Source organism: Paenibacillus sp. FSL H7-0756, assembly GCF_038006765.1.
Classification (GTDB): Bacteria; Bacillota; Bacilli; order Paenibacillales; family Paenibacillaceae; genus Paenibacillus_AQ.
Genome location: NZ_JBBOVT010000002.1, coordinates 75,361 through 91,849, shown reverse-complemented (window position 1 = coordinate 91,849; position 16,489 = coordinate 75,361). Strand labels below are relative to the sequence as shown.

Genomic DNA, 16,489 nt, shown 5'->3' with positions numbered 1-16,489 from the left:
CGTAATTTCCGCTCCTTGTTACAGTGAAGAGGTACTGAAATACGAGGAGGATCACAGAATGAACCATAGCTCACGTAGAAAAGAATCGGTCGGCGGAAGGATCTTCACCTTCGTTAATACAGCCATACTCGTTCTGATTGCGCTTGTCTGCTTATTGCCCTTCATCAATATCATTGCCAGCTCCTTCGCTACCACCCAGGAGGTCATGGCCAAGCGGTTCATCTTATTCCCGACCACCTTCTCCCTGGACGCGTACCGCTACATCCTCTCAACGCCTACCATCTTCCGGGGACTCGGGGTATCCATGGGTGTCACTATTGCAGGAACCGTAGTCAGTATGCTGCTTACCGCGCTGATGGCCTACGGCTTGTCCAGGAGATACCTGCCTGCCCGCAATACGATTAACTTCATCGTCGTCTTCTCCATGCTGTTCAGCGGCGGAATGATCCCCACCTTCCTGGTCGTCAAAAGCGTCGGCCTGATCAACTCGTACGGGTCCCTGATCTTCCCGGTTGCCGTCAATGCCTTCAACATGATTATCATGCGCAACTTCTTCCAGGCGCTGCCTGACAGTCTGGAGGAGTCCGCCAAGATCGACGGAAGCAATGACTTCGGAATCTTCATGCGGATCATGCTGCCGCTGGCCCTGCCTTCCATTGCCACCATCTCCCTGTTCTATGCGGTGGCTTACTGGAATACGTACATGAACGCGATCCTCTACATGAATGATTCGGCCAAATGGCCGATCCAGGTGCTGCTGCGCCAGATCGTCATTGTCTCCAGCGGGATGCAGGCAGAGGGAAGCTCGGTCGATATTGTACCGCCGGCCCAGACCATCAAAATGGCGGTCATTGTCATCGCCACCGTGCCGATGCTGGCCGCTTATCCTTTTGTACAGAAGCATTTCACCAAGGGCGCTCTCCTCGGAGCAGTCAAAGGCTGACGGCCCGCTGTTCAGCATCCATCCGAAACTACCGGAACTTTAGAACATATACAGAAACGGTACCGCCTTGAAGCAAGGACGGTACCGTTTGTGCATGAACCCCTGATCCAAGCTCTCTCCTGAACCAAGCCCCTATTCCTGCTAAAATATCTGCTGCTCCCCCTGCTTCAGCTTCCGGTAAGCACCAGGCGTAACCTGCTCCTTCTTGCGGAAGGAGCGGATGAAATTCTGCGGATTATGATACTGCAGCCGCTCGGCAATCTCCCTGATCGTCATATCCGTCTCCGTCAGCCACCGTTTGGCCATCTCCAGGCGGTAGTTCATGAGGTATTCGCTGAAGGCGGTGCCGTACTCTTTTTTGAAGATGCTGCTTAGATAATTCGGATTGTAATGAAGCCGCTCGCCGATCCCCTCCAGCGTAAGCTCACAGTCATATTCCGCGTGCACAATATCGGTGATCTTATCCGAGAGACAGCGGAACTGCTGGCTGGTCTTGTCCTTCATGCTGTACATCATGGGGTAAATAACCTCCTGCACCAGCATCCGCTCCATCTCTTCGGGATTGCGGATATCCAGCAGGCGGTGATACAGCTTATTGTTATCCTGGGTCAACAGGACACTAACTCCCAGATGCTGCTCCAGCTGGATCAGATTATTCACGAGCCGCACCAGCATGACCTCGAATTTCAGGGTGCTCTTATTCTTGCCCATCAGCTCCGCCAGGAACGGATAGAGCGCAGCCGTAACCTGCTCCTTGTCCCCCAGCCGGATGGCATTGAACAATTGCGTCTCCAGCTCTGCCGGATAATGCAGCGACACCGGACCGGAGACGACCATGGAGATATCCTCATAGAAAATAATCGATTCCTTGCCCAGATTCAGCCGTTGATGCAGGGCCTGCTTGCTCATCTCCCCCGCTTCCTTGCTCTCCAGCAGATTGCTGTAAAAGTTGCTGATGCCGATGCTGATCGACACCTTCAGATAATCGCGTACCGCCTTCAGCAGAGCTGCCGCATAATCCGTCACTTCCTTATTCATCCCGGCATCACTGGTCCCGGCGAAGGTCAGGATCGTAGCCTGGGTATCATCGTTCAGGATAATAGGCTGTAATCGCTGCTGTGCTGGGATAAGTTCCTCCACCATCTTATTGACGGCAAGCAGCAGGACATCCTTGTCCGAGGCCTCCCGGCCGCCCAGACTGTCCAGCTGAATCAGCATCGCAGCATAACGGTGCTTCTCTGACAGGTTATACCCGAACCGGAGCAGACTCTGCTCCAGCTCCTCCGCCGAGACGCGGCTGCGGAACAGATTAAGGATCAGCTGCGTCTCCAGCCGGGGCATTTCCGATTCGATCAGACTCTCAAGCGAAGCCTTCTCCGAGATAATTGTGTCAATTGAATGCCGGATATATTCCAGCTCATTCCTGGAGTTCACCTGCGGAATAACGGGCAGACTGCGCTTAAGCTGCTCAATCGGCTTGGTGAAGTATTGGGAGATCATATACGCCACCACCCAGATCAGGAGAATCAACAGCAGCCCCATCGCGGAGATCCCGAACTTGGTCATCTCCAGAGAGCGGGTAACCTCCGCCTGATCCAGCACGGTCAGATAGATCCAGTTATTATACGAGGACTTGGCATAGATAAGCTTCACACTGTCGCGGCCGGAGATCTCCTGCTGGACCGTTCCCTTGTCCTCCATGGAATTGATTGTCCCCGCAAGCTGGCCGAACTGCTCCGGGGCTAACAGCCCTTTGCCAGGATCGGATTCATACATCAGTTCACCATGCTTGTTCAAAATGTAGACGGCTGCGTCTTCCCCGCTGCTTATCGTGGCATTAAGGGTATGTAATGAAATGTCGGATAAGGCAATCGCCTGCTTCTTAGTGGAGAATACCGGCAGTGTATTCACGAACCGGATGCCTTTGTCCGTCTTCATCCAGAAGAGGCTCTGCTCCTGATTCTCAATATATTGCTCCCGGAGCTGCTGAACCTCCCCGGCACTGAGATTGCTGAGCTTCTCATTCAGGATCTGCCAGTTCTGCACCAGACTGATCAGCGAATATTCCGTCCCTTCAGCCGCCATGGAGGCGATATAATTCAGCTGTGAGTTCACATTCCGGTAGGCGATGAAGTCTTGCTCGGTAATGGGATGGGTCACGACCTCCTGAAAAGAGCTGGTGGTGCTATAGGTATTGAACGCGTATTCTATCGTTTGGATTTTGTGCTCCAGATTGTTCTTGATCTGCTCGATATAGCTCTGCTTGCTGCTGGAGAACCGCCCGACCACTGAATCGATGGTACTGATGTAGATATAGCTTCCGAAGCCGACCACCAGTCCCACGCCAAGGATTAATATAGGAATAAAGATGCCGTAGAACATTCTTCCTTTGCTCATTGTGTTTCCCCTTTGATTTGATAGACTCCATTAAATTATAGCGCTTTCATGAATGCGGTTCCATGATTATTTTCACGTGTGCAATTGGCAAAAGGTCTCGTTGAAGCCGTTCAGCCCTCTCCTTGAGCGCAGTAGATCATACAAAACAACCCCACAACGTGGGGCTGTAGCTCGATGATGACCCAGGCTATGAGCCTTGCTTAGAGTAACGCAATCGTCAGCAGCTCGAACAAGACCAGCGGCATAATCACATTGCTGTTCACCGTTCCGGGATAAGGGTAGCCCGGGCCCGGATATCCCGGACCTGGATAAGGCTTGTAATACGGATTGTAATATCCGCGGCCCATATCTGTGGCTATGGTAACAACCAGGTACATATTCTTACTGTCCATACCGGCAAGCGTGCCCTCATGCATCTGACCGTCAAGGGTCTGCACCTGCACTTTGTGATTCAGATACGGCTTACAGGACTGGTGAAGTGAATCGCGGACCCCGTTCAGATGCTGGACCACCGCCGGGTCTGCCTGATAGATCACCGGTGTTTGCGTGCCGGAAGAAGTTGTCGACATAGGTGTATGACCTCCGTGTAATTGGATTTGCTTCATACTATGCACCTGCCCAGCCCAGTGTGCCTAGCCTGCTCCCCGGCGTACCTTCGATCCGCATACGCAGACCAAACAGCCGTATACCGGAAAGTCCGGTATACGGCTTAGTGATCACTACTATACAAGTGCTGTGCGTTCAGAACACTTAAAAAGCCACGCCGATCCCGCCCTGACCGGCATAGGTTCCCATCACGGGTCCCATCGTGGACAGAAGAACCTCCTTGAAGGGGTGCTTCTCCAGAATACGCCGCTTGATCTCCAGTGCCAGCGTCTCACAATTGCTGTGAACAATCGCGATTACCGCCTGCTCATAATCATGCTGCTTCTGGTCCAGCTTGGCCAGCAGATGAGTCAGCGCCTTGGGCAGTCCGCGCGTCTTCTCGACCACTTCAACAATACCCTCGTCGCTGATCTTCAGCAGCAGCTTAATGTTCAGTACGGAAGCCACCGCACCGGAGATCCGGCTCAGCCGTCCGCCCTTAATCACATTCTCCAGGGTATCCAGCGTGAAGTACGCAGTCGTCTCTTCGACCTTCTTCAGCACTCTGTCCTTCAGTTCAGCCAGACTTGCTGCGGTAAGTGACCACTTGGCCGCCATGGCGACAATCAGGGTCAAGCCCCCGGAGAACAGCTTGGAATCTATAATTTCAATTGCATTCGGATGTCCTTCTTCCTCGTACATCTCCTTGGCAATCATTGCTGTCTGATAAGTACTGCTAATATTAGAGGACATGCAGATGACCAGAATGTCAGTGCCTGCTTCCACTTGCTTGAAGCTGTCCAGGAAGGTCTGCGGACTCGGGCTTGCAGTCGTAGGCAAATCCTTCGATTCATGCATTTTGTCATAGAAATCCTTGGCATTCATTTCATCCGGCATCAGCTCATGGCCGAAATGGACCGGCAAATGAACAATGGAGATGTCATACTGCTTCGTGTATTCAGGGGGTAGATCCGAACCGCTATCCGTTATTATCTTGATGGGCATCAGAATGCTCTCCTTTCAATTCTATACCATTATAGTTACCCTTTAAGGAAATCAATAGTACAATTTATAACTTGTCAAAAACAATGTTTTGTGCTAATTGTTACTTGTGATATGGTTTAAGCATAAGCGAACAGAAATGGAGTGTACCAGGATGAGCAAGAACAGAGTATGGAACAGAGGCAAACATAATGGTGCCGGACTGTCCAAAAAAGCCCCGGCTGCCGTGGAATCTGAGGTTGGTGCCGAGACCGCAGCGCCAGAGGACCACAGCGCCGAGGTGATAAACGAGCGGATTGATACGGTCAAGCCGATGAACCGCAGCAACTGGGTCACCCGGCCCGCCCGCGTGAAGCCGCAGAACCCGGAGCGTAATAAGAAGTAAGTTAACCGCTGACATGCTATATTCCCCCGCCAAGCGGGCTTCCCGCAACCCGTGTTATTTATGGCAGACACAAACGGCTACGCCGTCCTTATGAGGATGACGTAGCCGTTTCTGCTTGCGAGGGCAGGTGCCCGGGAGAGTATCCGGCCGGGTATCCCGCTACAGGGATTCAGACAGACTATCCGGCATATACCGGTTGTCCCGTATTAGCGCCCGGATCTCCTTCAGCGTATTCCGCTGAACCGGGACACCCGTTGTCCGGTGCAGCTGAAGCCAGCGCAGGGCAGCCAGTGCCTCGAACAGCTCCAGCTCTGCCGGGCTATAACTGCTTGTGGCAGCAAAGGCTGACCGGTAGACACTGGCATTCCGCTCCGACAAATACACTCTAAAGAGCAGAATAGACCACGCAATATCATACCTCGGATCGCCAAGCTGGACATTGGTCCAATCGATGATAGTGAACGTCCCGGAGTCCTCAAGAATATTGCCTAGATGATAATCCCCATGAATGAGCTGGTGGGCAGTCAGCTTGCCCCGCTCCGCCAGCTCCTGCGCCAGCGTTCGGATCTCCGGCTGCTCTGCCCAGGAAGGGAAGAAGTAATCTGCGAAATCATATGCAGGAACCTTCAAGCTGCTGGAAGAATCGATCTTCAGCTTATGTACATCGAGCAGATTGGCTGCTATGGCTGTAAGGCTATCCGCTTTTACCTTCTTGACAGGCATACCATCGAAGCTGGTTAACAGCACCTGATGGTCCTCAGCGTCTAGACCCCAGGCATACGGCTGTGAGACCGCGCAGCCCTGCCGGAACAGTTGCTCCAGCACTTGATACTGGATCGAGACGTCCGGCCGGGACTCGCGGTTCCATATTTTCAGTACAAGCTTCCTATCCGGCAGTGTAATGCCGCACACCTCAGCTTCCAGTCCCCCCTTCATCGGGGTAACGGCCGCCTCTTCCTGCCTTGCCAGCAGCCGTTCACTATCTGCGCCCTGCTCTTGCCAGCGGATACCGCTCAGAATCTTATTCATAGTTATGATTCCCCTCTCCAAGGAACGATCTGCTGCTCATTAGGCTGCTCCGAATCCCTCAGACCATATTCTAGGCATTTTCCCTATTCCAATGAATAACATATTTCAACTATACAAATCAATAACAGAGAATTGAGGGATGCGAAATGGAACATTGGATTAGAGTAGAGCCGAATGTGAAGGTGTATGTGAATGATCTTAACCCGCTTGGCACCAAAACAATACTCTTCATTCACGGCTGGCCGGCAAATCACCAGATGTTCGAATACCAGTACAATCAGCTGGTGCCCATGGGTTACCGCTGCATTGGAATGGATATGAGAGGCTTCGGCCGGTCTGACAAACCGCTTGACGGGTACGATTACAACCGTCTCGCAGATGATATCCGCTGTGTGATCGGAGCCTTGGGACTGCACAATATTACACTCGGCGGGCACTCTACCGGCGGAGCTGTAGCGATCCGGTATATGGCCCGGCACAAGGGATATGGTGTCTCCAAGCTGGCCTTATTCGCTTCGGCAGCCCCCAGTCTGATTCAGCGGCCGGGCTTCCCTTATGGCACGACCAGAGAAGCTATAGAGCAGATTATCCAGTCCACCTACAAGGACCGCCCCAAGATGCTGAAGGATTTCGGTGATATTTTCTTCTATCAGCCGGTATCACAGCCGTTCTCGGACTGGTTCTTCCTGTTAGGGCTGGAGGCGGCAAGCTGGTCCACCATCGCAGTCTCCGAGGCTTGGCTGACCGAAGAGCTGTTCAACGATCTCCCCCGGATCCAGGTGCCTACCCTTATTCTGCACGGGGTTCATGATCAGGTGTGCTTCTTCCCGCTCGCAGAGGCGCAGCATCAAGGGATTAGGAATTCGGTCCTTATTCCCTTTGAGAACAGCGGCCACGGATTATTCTATGACGAGCGGGAACGGTTCAACCGGGAGCTGGCGGGGTTCGCCGTGTAGATTTTCCGCACAGCCAGAACAGGACTGCCCGAGAAGAAATAGCTTCATGGGGCAGTCCTGTGTTGATTCGCAGGCGTAGGTGCGTGTGCGAATGAGAAGCTCTACAGCTCCAGCGTCTCTCCATAAGCAAGCGCCGAGCCTCTGATCCCCGCCTCCTCCAGCGCCTGAACGAAGGCCCCGGCATCCTGCTTGATCGGCGGGAAGGTATTATAGTGAACCGGAAGCACCTGTCTTGCGCCCAGCCACTTCGCCGCGATAAGCGCATGCTCCGGCCCCATGGTGAAATGTCCTCCGATTGGCAGGATCGCGAGGTCGATCTCATACAGCTCCCCGAACATTTTCAAGTCACCGAACAGCCCTGTATCCCCTGCATGCAGCACCGTGTGTCCGTCCGCCTCAATAATGAAGCCCGCCGGGGTTCCGCCATAGATCCTCTGTCCATCCTCCAGCGTGATGCTTGAGGTGTGGAAGGCATGAATCATCGTCGCCTTGGCAAAACCAAGGTCCACCGTCCCTCCAATGTTCATCCCGATGGTCTTTTTCGCTCCCTGGCCCCCCAGATGGCCCGCCAGTTCCACGTTGGCTACAACCACCGCCTGATTCTGCTCGGCAATCGGCAGAGCGTCCAGGATATGATCCATATGGGCATGAGTCAGCAGAACAGCATCTGTCTTAATATCCTCTACCTTCGTCACCGCCGCAGAGTTACCACTAATGAATGGGTCGATGATCAACGATTTGCCGTTCACCTCAATTTGAACACAGGAATGGCCGTGGTAGGTAATTTTCATAGAATTCCTCTCCTCTTCTTGATTAGATTTCAATAGGTCCTAAGGAATGCATCGTGCAAAAACCCAAGGTTTACGATACAATGACACCAAGTTGCTCTAAATCAAAATCCAGCAGTGCGATTGACGAATATAACATAAATAATTACGCTCGTTGGTTTTTATGATATATCTATTCCTGCCAGCTGTCAAGAGAGGTGTGAAGAAGTTGCTGTCCGTTGAGAAAACAATGCTGTTTCTGTTATCTAAGGTGAAGCAGATGGGCGCCCAGCAGATTGTCGAGATCTATGAACAAAGGGGGTACACCTCCACCTATATCCGCAATGCCCTGTCCCGCTTGAAAAAAGAGGGCTATATCGCATCCCCGGCACGCTCCTGGTATAACGTCACTGCCGAGGGACTCGCCTACATTAAGGCGATTAACAGCAAGCCGGCCCGTTATCAGGAGCAGTGGGACCATACCTGGGATGTGGTGATGCTGGAGGTTCCCGAATCCGAACGCAAGAAGCGCGACCTGTTCCGCTCAGCACTCGGGCAGCTGGGTTACGGGCTTTTATATAACAGTGTGTACATCTCACCATGGAACTATCAGGACGAAGTCGCAGCCCAGATCCAGAAGCTGGAGCTGGAAGGCAAGGTGTCGATCCTCCAAGGCCAATTTCAGGAAGGCACCATTACACCGCTCAAAGCACAGGCCATCTGGCACCTGAACGACATTGAAGCCTTATACAGGAAGAAAGCAGTCTGGCTGAAGGAAGAATTCGCTCCGCGATTAGCGGATACCCTTCAGGCGGGGCAACCGTTACAGCTGTTCCTGCTATATTTGCAAATGGGCGAGGAGTTAAGCGGACTGTTCATGGCCGACCCCTATCTCCCGGATGAGCTGCTGCCGGACCACTGGCCAGGCAAACAGGTCCTCTCAGACATGAGAGAATACATGGTTAAAGCCGCGCAAGCGATACCTGCGGATTCGTTCTATGCACCCTTCGTCCAATAAGGTATGGCAAAGAGCAGCCCGGACTAAGGGCTGCTCTTCGTATATAAACTACTCCGAATGGCTGCCGGAAGCCAGCAGCTCCCGGACCGCTTCCTTATTCGTAAGCGGGGCCCGGCAGGCAAAGTTGCGGCAGACATAAGCGGTCGCTTCACCGCGGATCGCCGGTTTGTCCGCCAGATGCGGCAGCAGGCGGAGCATCTCTCCGCTGTCCCCTTCCCAGTTGACGATGAGTGCTGCGTCCGGCAGATAGGTCTGCTGAACCTGGGAGAGCATGGCGTGCAGCGCGGGATCTTCTTTTTTGCCGGAGAGGACCCATTCTCTGCCGCCGGAGACCATCCCCAGATGGGCCTGCAAATACATCGCATACCCCGGCGGATACTCTGAAGCAGCGGAAGCAAGCACCGCAGCGGTGCGCTCCGCGATCTCTTTTAACTCCATATCCTGGGTAATAACCGACAGCTTCCACAAAAGCTTCGCCGCCACCGAATTCCCGGACGGAATCGCCCCGTCATACAATTCCTTCGAGCGGACCGGCAGCTTCTCCCCGTCATGCCCGGTGAAGAAGAACCCGCCTCCTTCGGTATCTAGGAACAGCTCCAGCATCCCATCCTTAAGCGTCAGCGCCCGCTCCAGATAGACCGCTTGACCTGTAGCTTCATATAATTCGCTGAGCCCCCAGATCAGGAAGGCATAATCATCCACATACGCCGGGATCGCCGACTCCCCGTCACGGTAACGGGCCAGCAGCCGTCCATCTTCACGCCGCAGCTTGTCCCAGATGAAGTCCGCTGCACGTTCGGCGGCCTTGGCGTATTCCGGCTTCTGGAGGGCTTTGGCTCCCAGGGCCAGCGCAGCAATCATCAGCCCGTTCCATGAGGTCAGCACCTTATCATCCTTAAGCGGGTGAATGCGCTGCTCCCGGTACTCGAACAGCTTCGTACGCCATTCCTCCATCCGGGTCCGCAGACCAAGCGGATTCATGCCCATACGCTCCGCAATCTCTTCCGGCAGACCGTGAAGGAGATTCGGAATATTTTCCCCTTCGAAATTGCCCTCCGGCGTAATCCCGTACACATTGCAGTAGGAATGCATATCTTCCAGCCCAAGCGCTTCCTCAATCTCCTCACGGGAGAAGACATAGAACTTGCCTTCCACTCCTTCGGAATCGGCATCCTCCGCAGAGTAGAAAGCGCCTTCCGGTGAAGTCATATCGCGCAGCACATACGTGAAGATCTGCTCGGCAATCTCCGCATACAGCGGCTTCCCCGTAAGCTGGAAGGCTTCCAGATAGACATTCGCGAGGAGAGCGTTATCGTAGAGCATTTTCTCAAAATGCGGCACCAACCACTCCCGGTCAGTCGAATACCGCGCGAAGCCGAAGCCCACATGATCGTACATGCCGCCCTTATACATCGACTCCAGCGTATGCTCCACCATCCGCAGCGCATCCGGCTGATCATGAAGCTGGCTGTACGCCAGCAGGAAAGACAAATTATGCGGCGAAGGGAACTTCGGCGCATTGCCGAACCCGCCGTACTCCTCATCGAACTGCCGACGATACAGCTCATACGCCTCATGCAGCAGCTCCGCTCCGGGAATGCCGCCTGCGGCTTCAGGATTGTACGCATTCTTGCGGTCAAGCGTGTGCAGCTCAGCCAGCAGATCATCGCCCAGCTTATCCAGCGCTTCGCCGTCCTGTTCCCACTTCGTATGAATCTGCTCCAGCACATCCATCAACCCGATCCGACCGAACATCTGCCGCTTCGGGAAATACGTCCCGGCATAGAACGGCTTCTTCTCCGGCGTCAGCAGCACCGTCAGCGGCCATCCCCCGCTCCCCGTCAGCGCCTGACACACCGACATATACAGCGCATCAATATCCGGCCGCTCCTCGCGGTCTACTTTGATCGCTACGTAATGATTGTTTAGGAGCTGGGCAACCTCGGTGTCCTCAAAGGATTCGCGCTCCATTACGTGGCACCAGTGACAGGTGGAATAGCCGACAGATAAGAAGATCGGCTTGTTCTCCGCCTGCGCCTTGGCAAAGGCCTCTTCTCCCCATGGATACCATTCCACGGGATTGTGGGCGTGTTGAAGCAGGTAGGGCGATTTTTCGTTTGCTAATCTATTGGGTGCGTTATGAGTCGTCACCAGGCATCCCCTCATTTCGGATGATTTGGGTAAAGTATTACTTAATTTAGTTTACCCAAAAAGGTGGGGGAGAAGCATTCCTACAGGTACTTCACAATGAACTTTTTGAAAAACTAGATGAACAAAACCAAGCTTCATTTGTAAATACTTTATTAGTCGATCTATTGAACCAGTTTCAGGTCTTTATTAATAATGAGAAGATTGTTGATGGTTGGAATCAGTGTTATGCCAAGCAAATTCTCATTTATTTGATCTTAAATCTGTCTACAACAAGAGAACAGTTATGGCATGTTCTCCGCCTGCGCCTTGGAGAAAGCTTCCTCTCCCCATGGATACTAGTCCACCGGGTTGTGGGCGTGTTGCAGCAGGTAGGGCAATTTCTCGTTCACTAATCTATTGGATGCTTTATGAGTCTTCACCAGGCGTCCCCTCATTTCGGATGATTTGAGTAAAGTGTTGTCTAGGGATAGTTTACCGAAATTGGTGGGGGAGGGCTAAGAAAAATAACCTCTCAAAAAGCTAGTTCTAAATATAGTGAGCTCTTCTATATGCTTCGAGTTTAACAAAGAGTTTTATTGATTTCTAAGAACAAGATCGTTTTTTGAAACCAACTCTAACTTTATATGCATATTTCAAAACATATAATTCTTTTTCACAGGAACATGTTAAATTCACTCAAAATCCATTACTTGACTTCCAAAGAGAACTTATCATCTGCTTTGAACTCTTACTGGTTCTTAATATGGCTATTCAAATTATCTACAAGCTCGTTCAATTTAGAAGTTTTAACACCAATTTCTTCTATAGCATCAATACTTTGAGTTACAAGATTCCAATAGTTACCTATTTCCAAATGTTTTGTTTTATTGTTTGCTTGTGCTCTATAATGGTCTTCTCTAATTTTAAATATATTTTGAACGATGTATATAAAAACTTCACTTAGTGCCATTCCTCCGCTTTGAAGAGGCTTATCCATGAACAAAAGTGTTATTGCGGTTAAAATAATTAAAAATCCTAGCACTAAAGTGGCAAACCATAGCCAAAATGAAATTTTAGCTTGTGAAAGTAATGTTTTATAATCCAAATCTAAATGGTTTCTATAAAACTCTCTACTGGCAACTATTTCTTGCTGTCTTAATTGTTCATTAGAAAAAAATCCAGTTCCACTTTTATGTACCTTCTCATCTACTTTTAACACAAAAGCTTCAGCATCTTCAATAATCGGCTTAAAATCGTTCAATAATTTATCTTGAATTCTATCACTATTCAATGTCTCAAGAGTATTAATAATCTTTAATACTTGATTCATCTCAGGCCTTATATTGGGATCCAAAGACAACATTTGATTAATAAGCTCTTCTAGCTTTTCAACACCTATTAATGTGTCGTTCTCAATAATGACTTGATAACTTTCAGTAGATCTTGACAAAACATCCTTGATGTTTTTATAATCAAACGGTAATTTTCCGGAAAATAATTTATAAAGAATCAAACCTAGCGAGTAGATATCAGCTTTAAAAGTAACACTTTGATTTTCTATTTGTTCTGGTGCCATAAAAGCAGGAGTTCCAATAAAAACTCCTGGTTGTGTTAGAGTCAAACTATTTGTCCAGTCTGAATCAGTTTTACTTATGCCAAAATCGAATAAAACAGCTTTCTTGTTTGTTCTGCTTATAATAATATTTGAAGGTTTTAAATCGCGATGTATTATATTATTTTGATGTAAATATGATAAAGCACTTAATAAATCCTTTGAGTAAGAGATCGCTTCACTTATCGTTATTGATGTGGTATTAATCTCGTTTTCCAATGTATTTCCATCAATAAATTCTTGAACTAAATAGTATTTATTTTTAAAGAAACCTACATCAAACAAAACTGGAATATTAGTATGCTTCAGTTTGGATATTATCTCTACTTCTCTCTGAATTCTTGCAGTAGAAAGATTATCCCTATTGATATAGACTTTAAGAGCAATCTTTCGTTGAGTAAAAGTATCCAGTGCTAAAAAGACTTCTCCCACCCCACCTTTACCTAAACTTCTAATTATTTGGAATCTATTTTGGTAAATATCGTCCTCTTCCAATAAATCGATCTCTCCTTAACAACTGTGATAGATGATTCTAAAAATCCATTGTATAATACTCTTCGGGAATAATAATTTTAAACTTATGAAAAGGTGACTGCTTGTGTTTCAGACTGAGGAAGAATTAGTAACTAGGTTAGTTAAACATTACAATAAATACTACACCATTCAAGAAGTCGGAGTTGGGTATGGGATTTCTGATTTATTAATAATTAGAAACCAAGCAGATTTAATACGTTTTATTGAAACTCGACAAGGAGTATATTTAAAAGATCTTGATGACATAAGGGTATTCGATTACATCCGCAAGAGAAAAAAAGTCAGCCTAGATGAATTAATATCAAAGTTATTTATTTCAAAATCAAAGTTAAAGTATTCAATCCTAAAACGATTAGAGTTTAGTGGTGCAATTACACACAATGCAAAATTCTATAGTAGAAATGAAAATTTCAAGTTGTTTTGTCCCAATGTAATTGCAATTGAAGCTAAACTTGAAGATTGGCAAACGGGGCTTGCTCAAGCAATTAGATATCATCGTTTTGCAGAAAAATCTTATCTGGCAATCGACGATCAGTATATTCATAGGGTTGACAAAAAAGAACTTAATAATTTTAACGTAGGATTAATCAGTGTTGGGTCTAAGGTTAAGGAGATAATAAAGCCTATTCTTCACAAACCACTAGACCCTGCTATGCGATATAAAGTTACTGAAGAAATTATTTCAAGAAATAGTACTAAAGTTGATAAGCCTCATCTAATTTAGACTGTGACACCTCTAATATGATGTCCCTCCATGTCTCTAAATGAGAATGTCCAAAGTTCTTGATTCTTTTCTCCTTATTAATATCTTTTGTTAACTTAACTGCATCATTTACCCTAGTAACAAAACTATTTAATCTCTCCTTCGGTTCAAGAATTGACAGCTCAATCATCTGCTTATTTTTAATATACATATGATGCTTGATTACGTTATTAAATTCACATAACTGATTTGTGTTGCTGGAACCTTGGCAAAAGTCACAACTGCACTTACATTCTTGTCCTGCATTTGTAGATAAAACATCCTGTAGAATATTTTGATTAAACAATCCCATTAGCTTCTCAACATAATAACGTCTTGCTGTTCCTCCCCCTTGTTCACGTTCAAGATACTCTTTCTTGAAATTATCACTTTGTCCCAAGCCAGAGGAAACAGTATTTGCACCTAATGCAACTAGTCCTAAAGAAAAATCATTAACACGAGACAAAATTATTTCTTTCTTCGATTCAGCAAGCATTTTTACTAGACAAGCATAAGAAAGATAGTGGTTAGCGTTTGTTGTTTCAAAATTCCCTGATATTTGTAAATAAAACCCATCTGGATTTGCTGATGTAACCAAATTAACAAGAGACTTAATATTATCGACATCTTCAAACTTACTAATTTCAAATGATATACCATAATAAAGCTTTTTATTAATGCCAGCACTTAGAAGATAAGACTTCCCTTCTTTATAAGCATTATAATCGACGTTTATCCACTCATCCTTTGGATCTTCCAAAAAATGATAAGGAGATATTAAAATCCCAGCTTTATATTGTTCCTGAAGATTTATAACCTTCCTAACTCTCTGTTGTAGTGAAAATACATTCAAAAAATCTTTTGGTGTCTCTTTTCTTAAAGGACTTATTAAGTAAGGGATTTTTTTGTACGATGATTTAGTTGTGAATGCTGAATAACCTAATGTCTGAGTGTATGGATCAACAATCAATTTTACATCACTATCACTCTGTGCAATCTTTAAATAATTTTTATCAGACTTGAGTAACAAAGGGACATTAAAAACAGCACCTTGTATCTTGTGACTATTATGATATTCAACAACGGCCTTTGCATCATTTTGTATTACGATTGGTAAAAACTCAACATTTGTATTAAAATAAATAGTTGTGACTTTAGAAGTAGGTCTACTGCCAGGTTTTTTGTACTTATCCAATATTGACAATATACTCTCGAAAGAAACGCTTCTTTCAAAAGGTTGTTTTTTCAGCAAAGTCTCTATCAGTTCAGAAATTTCAATAGGAACGGAAAGAACTTTTGAGGCAAGTGATTCAGGAACTTCATTTAAGATTTTGTGAATTGCCTCTAATTGATTATTCATTTTTAAAGGTTTTTCACCAGATATTAGTTCATATAAAACTGCTGCTGCTGAATAATAATCTGCTCTAAAATCTATATCTTTAGCAGATCGTAATTGTTCAGGAGCCATATAAGCAAATGTACCCATTCCCTGTCCAGTGGTGGTAAGAGTGCTCGCATCTATTAATTTAGAAATACCAAAATCTAATATTTTTATGTTAAAATTATCGTCAGTAATGATAATATTTGAGGGTTTTAGATCTCGATGAATAATATTGTTCTTATGAATAGCAGCAATTCCTAAATAAATATTTCTAGCTATTGAACAAGCTTCAGAAATAGTTAGAGAATTTTGCTCTATATACGCCTCAAGTGTATTTCCTTGAACATATTCCATTACTATATAACGATATTTCTGTATGCCATCATGTATAAATCCATCATCAACATACTTAACAACGTTTTCATGCGTGACAGCTTTAATAATCTTAATTTCTCTTTCTACCCTTTTTGAATTTACAGCTTCTTTATCAAGAATGTTTTCTCGTATTAATTTTAGTGCGAAACTACTTCCATTCTTCATTACCTCATACGTAGTACCAAAGTTACCTGCACCTAGTGTACGGACAATTTCATATCCATTGATGTTATCCAATCACATTACCTCCAATCTTTAGAATACCATATAGTACCATTGAACCACAGTTTGTCGAAAAACTGAAGGGTAAATTGTTTCAACATATATTAGGAACCAGGACGATATAAATTCCATGTATAAAACAAACCTCTAGAAACGTTACAGAGTTTGTTTGTTTTGATTCCATATTAACCAAACCTTCAATTCAACCAGATACCATTCCCTTTTATAAACAATCCTCTCCACCATCTTCTTTTACGTCCCGATTCTTCTCTTCACTAGTCCCTGCTAAAACTCTACAAATTCCTATAATACCCAATTCGTTCAACCTTCTGGCGAAGATAGACATAAAACCAAAGTATATATCCCCTTAACATAATAAAAAGAAGCCAATGCGTAAATGAATTTACGCAC

The 16,489-nt window shown here is 46.9% G+C and carries 13 protein-coding genes and 1 pseudogene; 5 read left to right on the top strand and 9 right to left on the bottom strand.

The features are described from left to right. Positions 1-58: 58 nt before the first annotated feature. Positions 59-943 carry a carbohydrate ABC transporter permease gene (locus NST04_RS17035; RefSeq protein WP_341185345.1) on the top strand — a complete coding sequence of 295 codons (885 nt, stop codon included), beginning with the start codon at positions 59-61 and terminating at the stop codon, positions 941-943. Between the two features lie 141 nt (positions 944-1,084). Here NST04_RS17035 and NST04_RS17030 read toward each other — a convergent pair whose 3' ends face one another. From NST04_RS17030 to NST04_RS17020, 3 genes are all read right to left on the bottom strand, one after another. After that, entirely contained in the window at positions 1,085-3,340 is a 2,256-nt protein-coding gene (locus NST04_RS17030) for an AraC family transcriptional regulator (RefSeq protein ID WP_341185344.1), read from the bottom strand. Between the two features lie 200 nt (positions 3,341-3,540). Further along, the gene (locus NST04_RS17025; protein WP_341185343.1) at positions 3,541-3,909 is read right to left on the bottom strand and encodes a hypothetical protein; all 369 of its coding nucleotides are present in this window, start codon (positions 3,907-3,909) and stop codon (positions 3,541-3,543) included. A 181-nt stretch (positions 3,910-4,090) separates the two neighbouring features. Beyond that, positions 4,091-4,930 carry a DegV family protein gene (locus NST04_RS17020; RefSeq protein WP_341185342.1) on the bottom strand — a complete coding sequence of 280 codons (840 nt, stop codon included), beginning with the start codon at positions 4,928-4,930 and terminating at the stop codon, positions 4,091-4,093. A 151-nt stretch (positions 4,931-5,081) separates the two neighbouring features. Here NST04_RS17020 and NST04_RS17015 point away from each other — a divergent pair, with 151 nt between their 5' ends. Continuing rightward, positions 5,082-5,312 carry a hypothetical protein gene (locus tag NST04_RS17015; protein WP_341185341.1) on the top strand — a complete coding sequence of 77 codons (231 nt, stop codon included), beginning with the start codon at positions 5,082-5,084 and terminating at the stop codon, positions 5,310-5,312. Between the two features lie 159 nt (positions 5,313-5,471). Here the strand turns inward: NST04_RS17015 and NST04_RS17010 are convergent, their stop codons facing one another. Further along, positions 5,472-6,341 carry a phosphotransferase family protein gene (locus tag NST04_RS17010; RefSeq protein ID WP_341185340.1) on the bottom strand — a complete coding sequence of 290 codons (870 nt, stop codon included), beginning with the start codon at positions 6,339-6,341 and terminating at the stop codon, positions 5,472-5,474. A 146-nt stretch (positions 6,342-6,487) separates the two neighbouring features. Here NST04_RS17010 and NST04_RS17005 point away from each other — a divergent pair, with 146 nt between their 5' ends. Beyond that, positions 6,488-7,297, top strand: coding sequence for an alpha/beta fold hydrolase (locus NST04_RS17005; protein ID WP_341185339.1), 810 nt, complete (start codon positions 6,488-6,490; stop codon positions 7,295-7,297). Between the two features lie 101 nt (positions 7,298-7,398). Here the strand turns inward: NST04_RS17005 and NST04_RS17000 are convergent, their stop codons facing one another. After that, positions 7,399-8,088 carry a metal-dependent hydrolase gene (locus NST04_RS17000; RefSeq protein ID WP_209869408.1) on the bottom strand — a complete coding sequence of 230 codons (690 nt, stop codon included), beginning with the start codon at positions 8,086-8,088 and terminating at the stop codon, positions 7,399-7,401. A 226-nt stretch (positions 8,089-8,314) separates the two neighbouring features. On the opposite strand from NST04_RS17000, the gene NST04_RS16995 reads away from it, so the two are divergent. Further along, positions 8,315-9,082, top strand: a complete 768-nt coding sequence (locus NST04_RS16995; protein WP_341185338.1) for a PaaX family transcriptional regulator C-terminal domain-containing protein — start codon at positions 8,315-8,317, stop codon at positions 9,080-9,082. A 48-nt stretch (positions 9,083-9,130) separates the two neighbouring features. Here the strand turns inward: NST04_RS16995 and NST04_RS16990 are convergent, their stop codons facing one another. From NST04_RS16990 to NST04_RS16985, 3 genes and pseudogenes are all read right to left on the bottom strand, one after another. Beyond that, a complete protein-coding gene (locus NST04_RS16990; RefSeq protein WP_445667923.1) occupies positions 9,131-11,233 on the bottom strand; it encodes a thioredoxin domain-containing protein in 2,103 nt (700 codons plus the stop codon). Between the two features lie 338 nt (positions 11,234-11,571). After that, a pseudogene (locus NST04_RS34035) lies at positions 11,572-11,667 on the bottom strand (DUF255 domain-containing protein); the annotation flags it as partial. A gap of 293 nt (positions 11,668-11,960) precedes the next feature. Then, positions 11,961-13,319, bottom strand: a complete 1,359-nt coding sequence (locus NST04_RS16985; protein WP_341185336.1) for a serine/threonine-protein kinase — start codon at positions 13,317-13,319, stop codon at positions 11,961-11,963. Between the two features lie 103 nt (positions 13,320-13,422). On the opposite strand from NST04_RS16985, the gene NST04_RS16980 reads away from it, so the two are divergent. Continuing rightward, positions 13,423-14,082: a hypothetical protein gene (locus NST04_RS16980; protein WP_341185335.1), complete on the top strand. Its 660-nt coding sequence runs from the start codon at positions 13,423-13,425 to the stop codon at positions 14,080-14,082. On the opposite strand, the gene NST04_RS16975 is transcribed toward NST04_RS16980, so the two are convergent. Next, a complete protein-coding gene (locus NST04_RS16975; protein ID WP_341185334.1) occupies positions 14,054-16,093 on the bottom strand; it encodes a serine/threonine-protein kinase in 2,040 nt (679 codons plus the stop codon). The two genes, NST04_RS16980 and NST04_RS16975, sit on opposite strands and share 29 nt — an antisense overlap. Between the last annotated feature and the right edge of the window lie 396 nt (positions 16,094-16,489).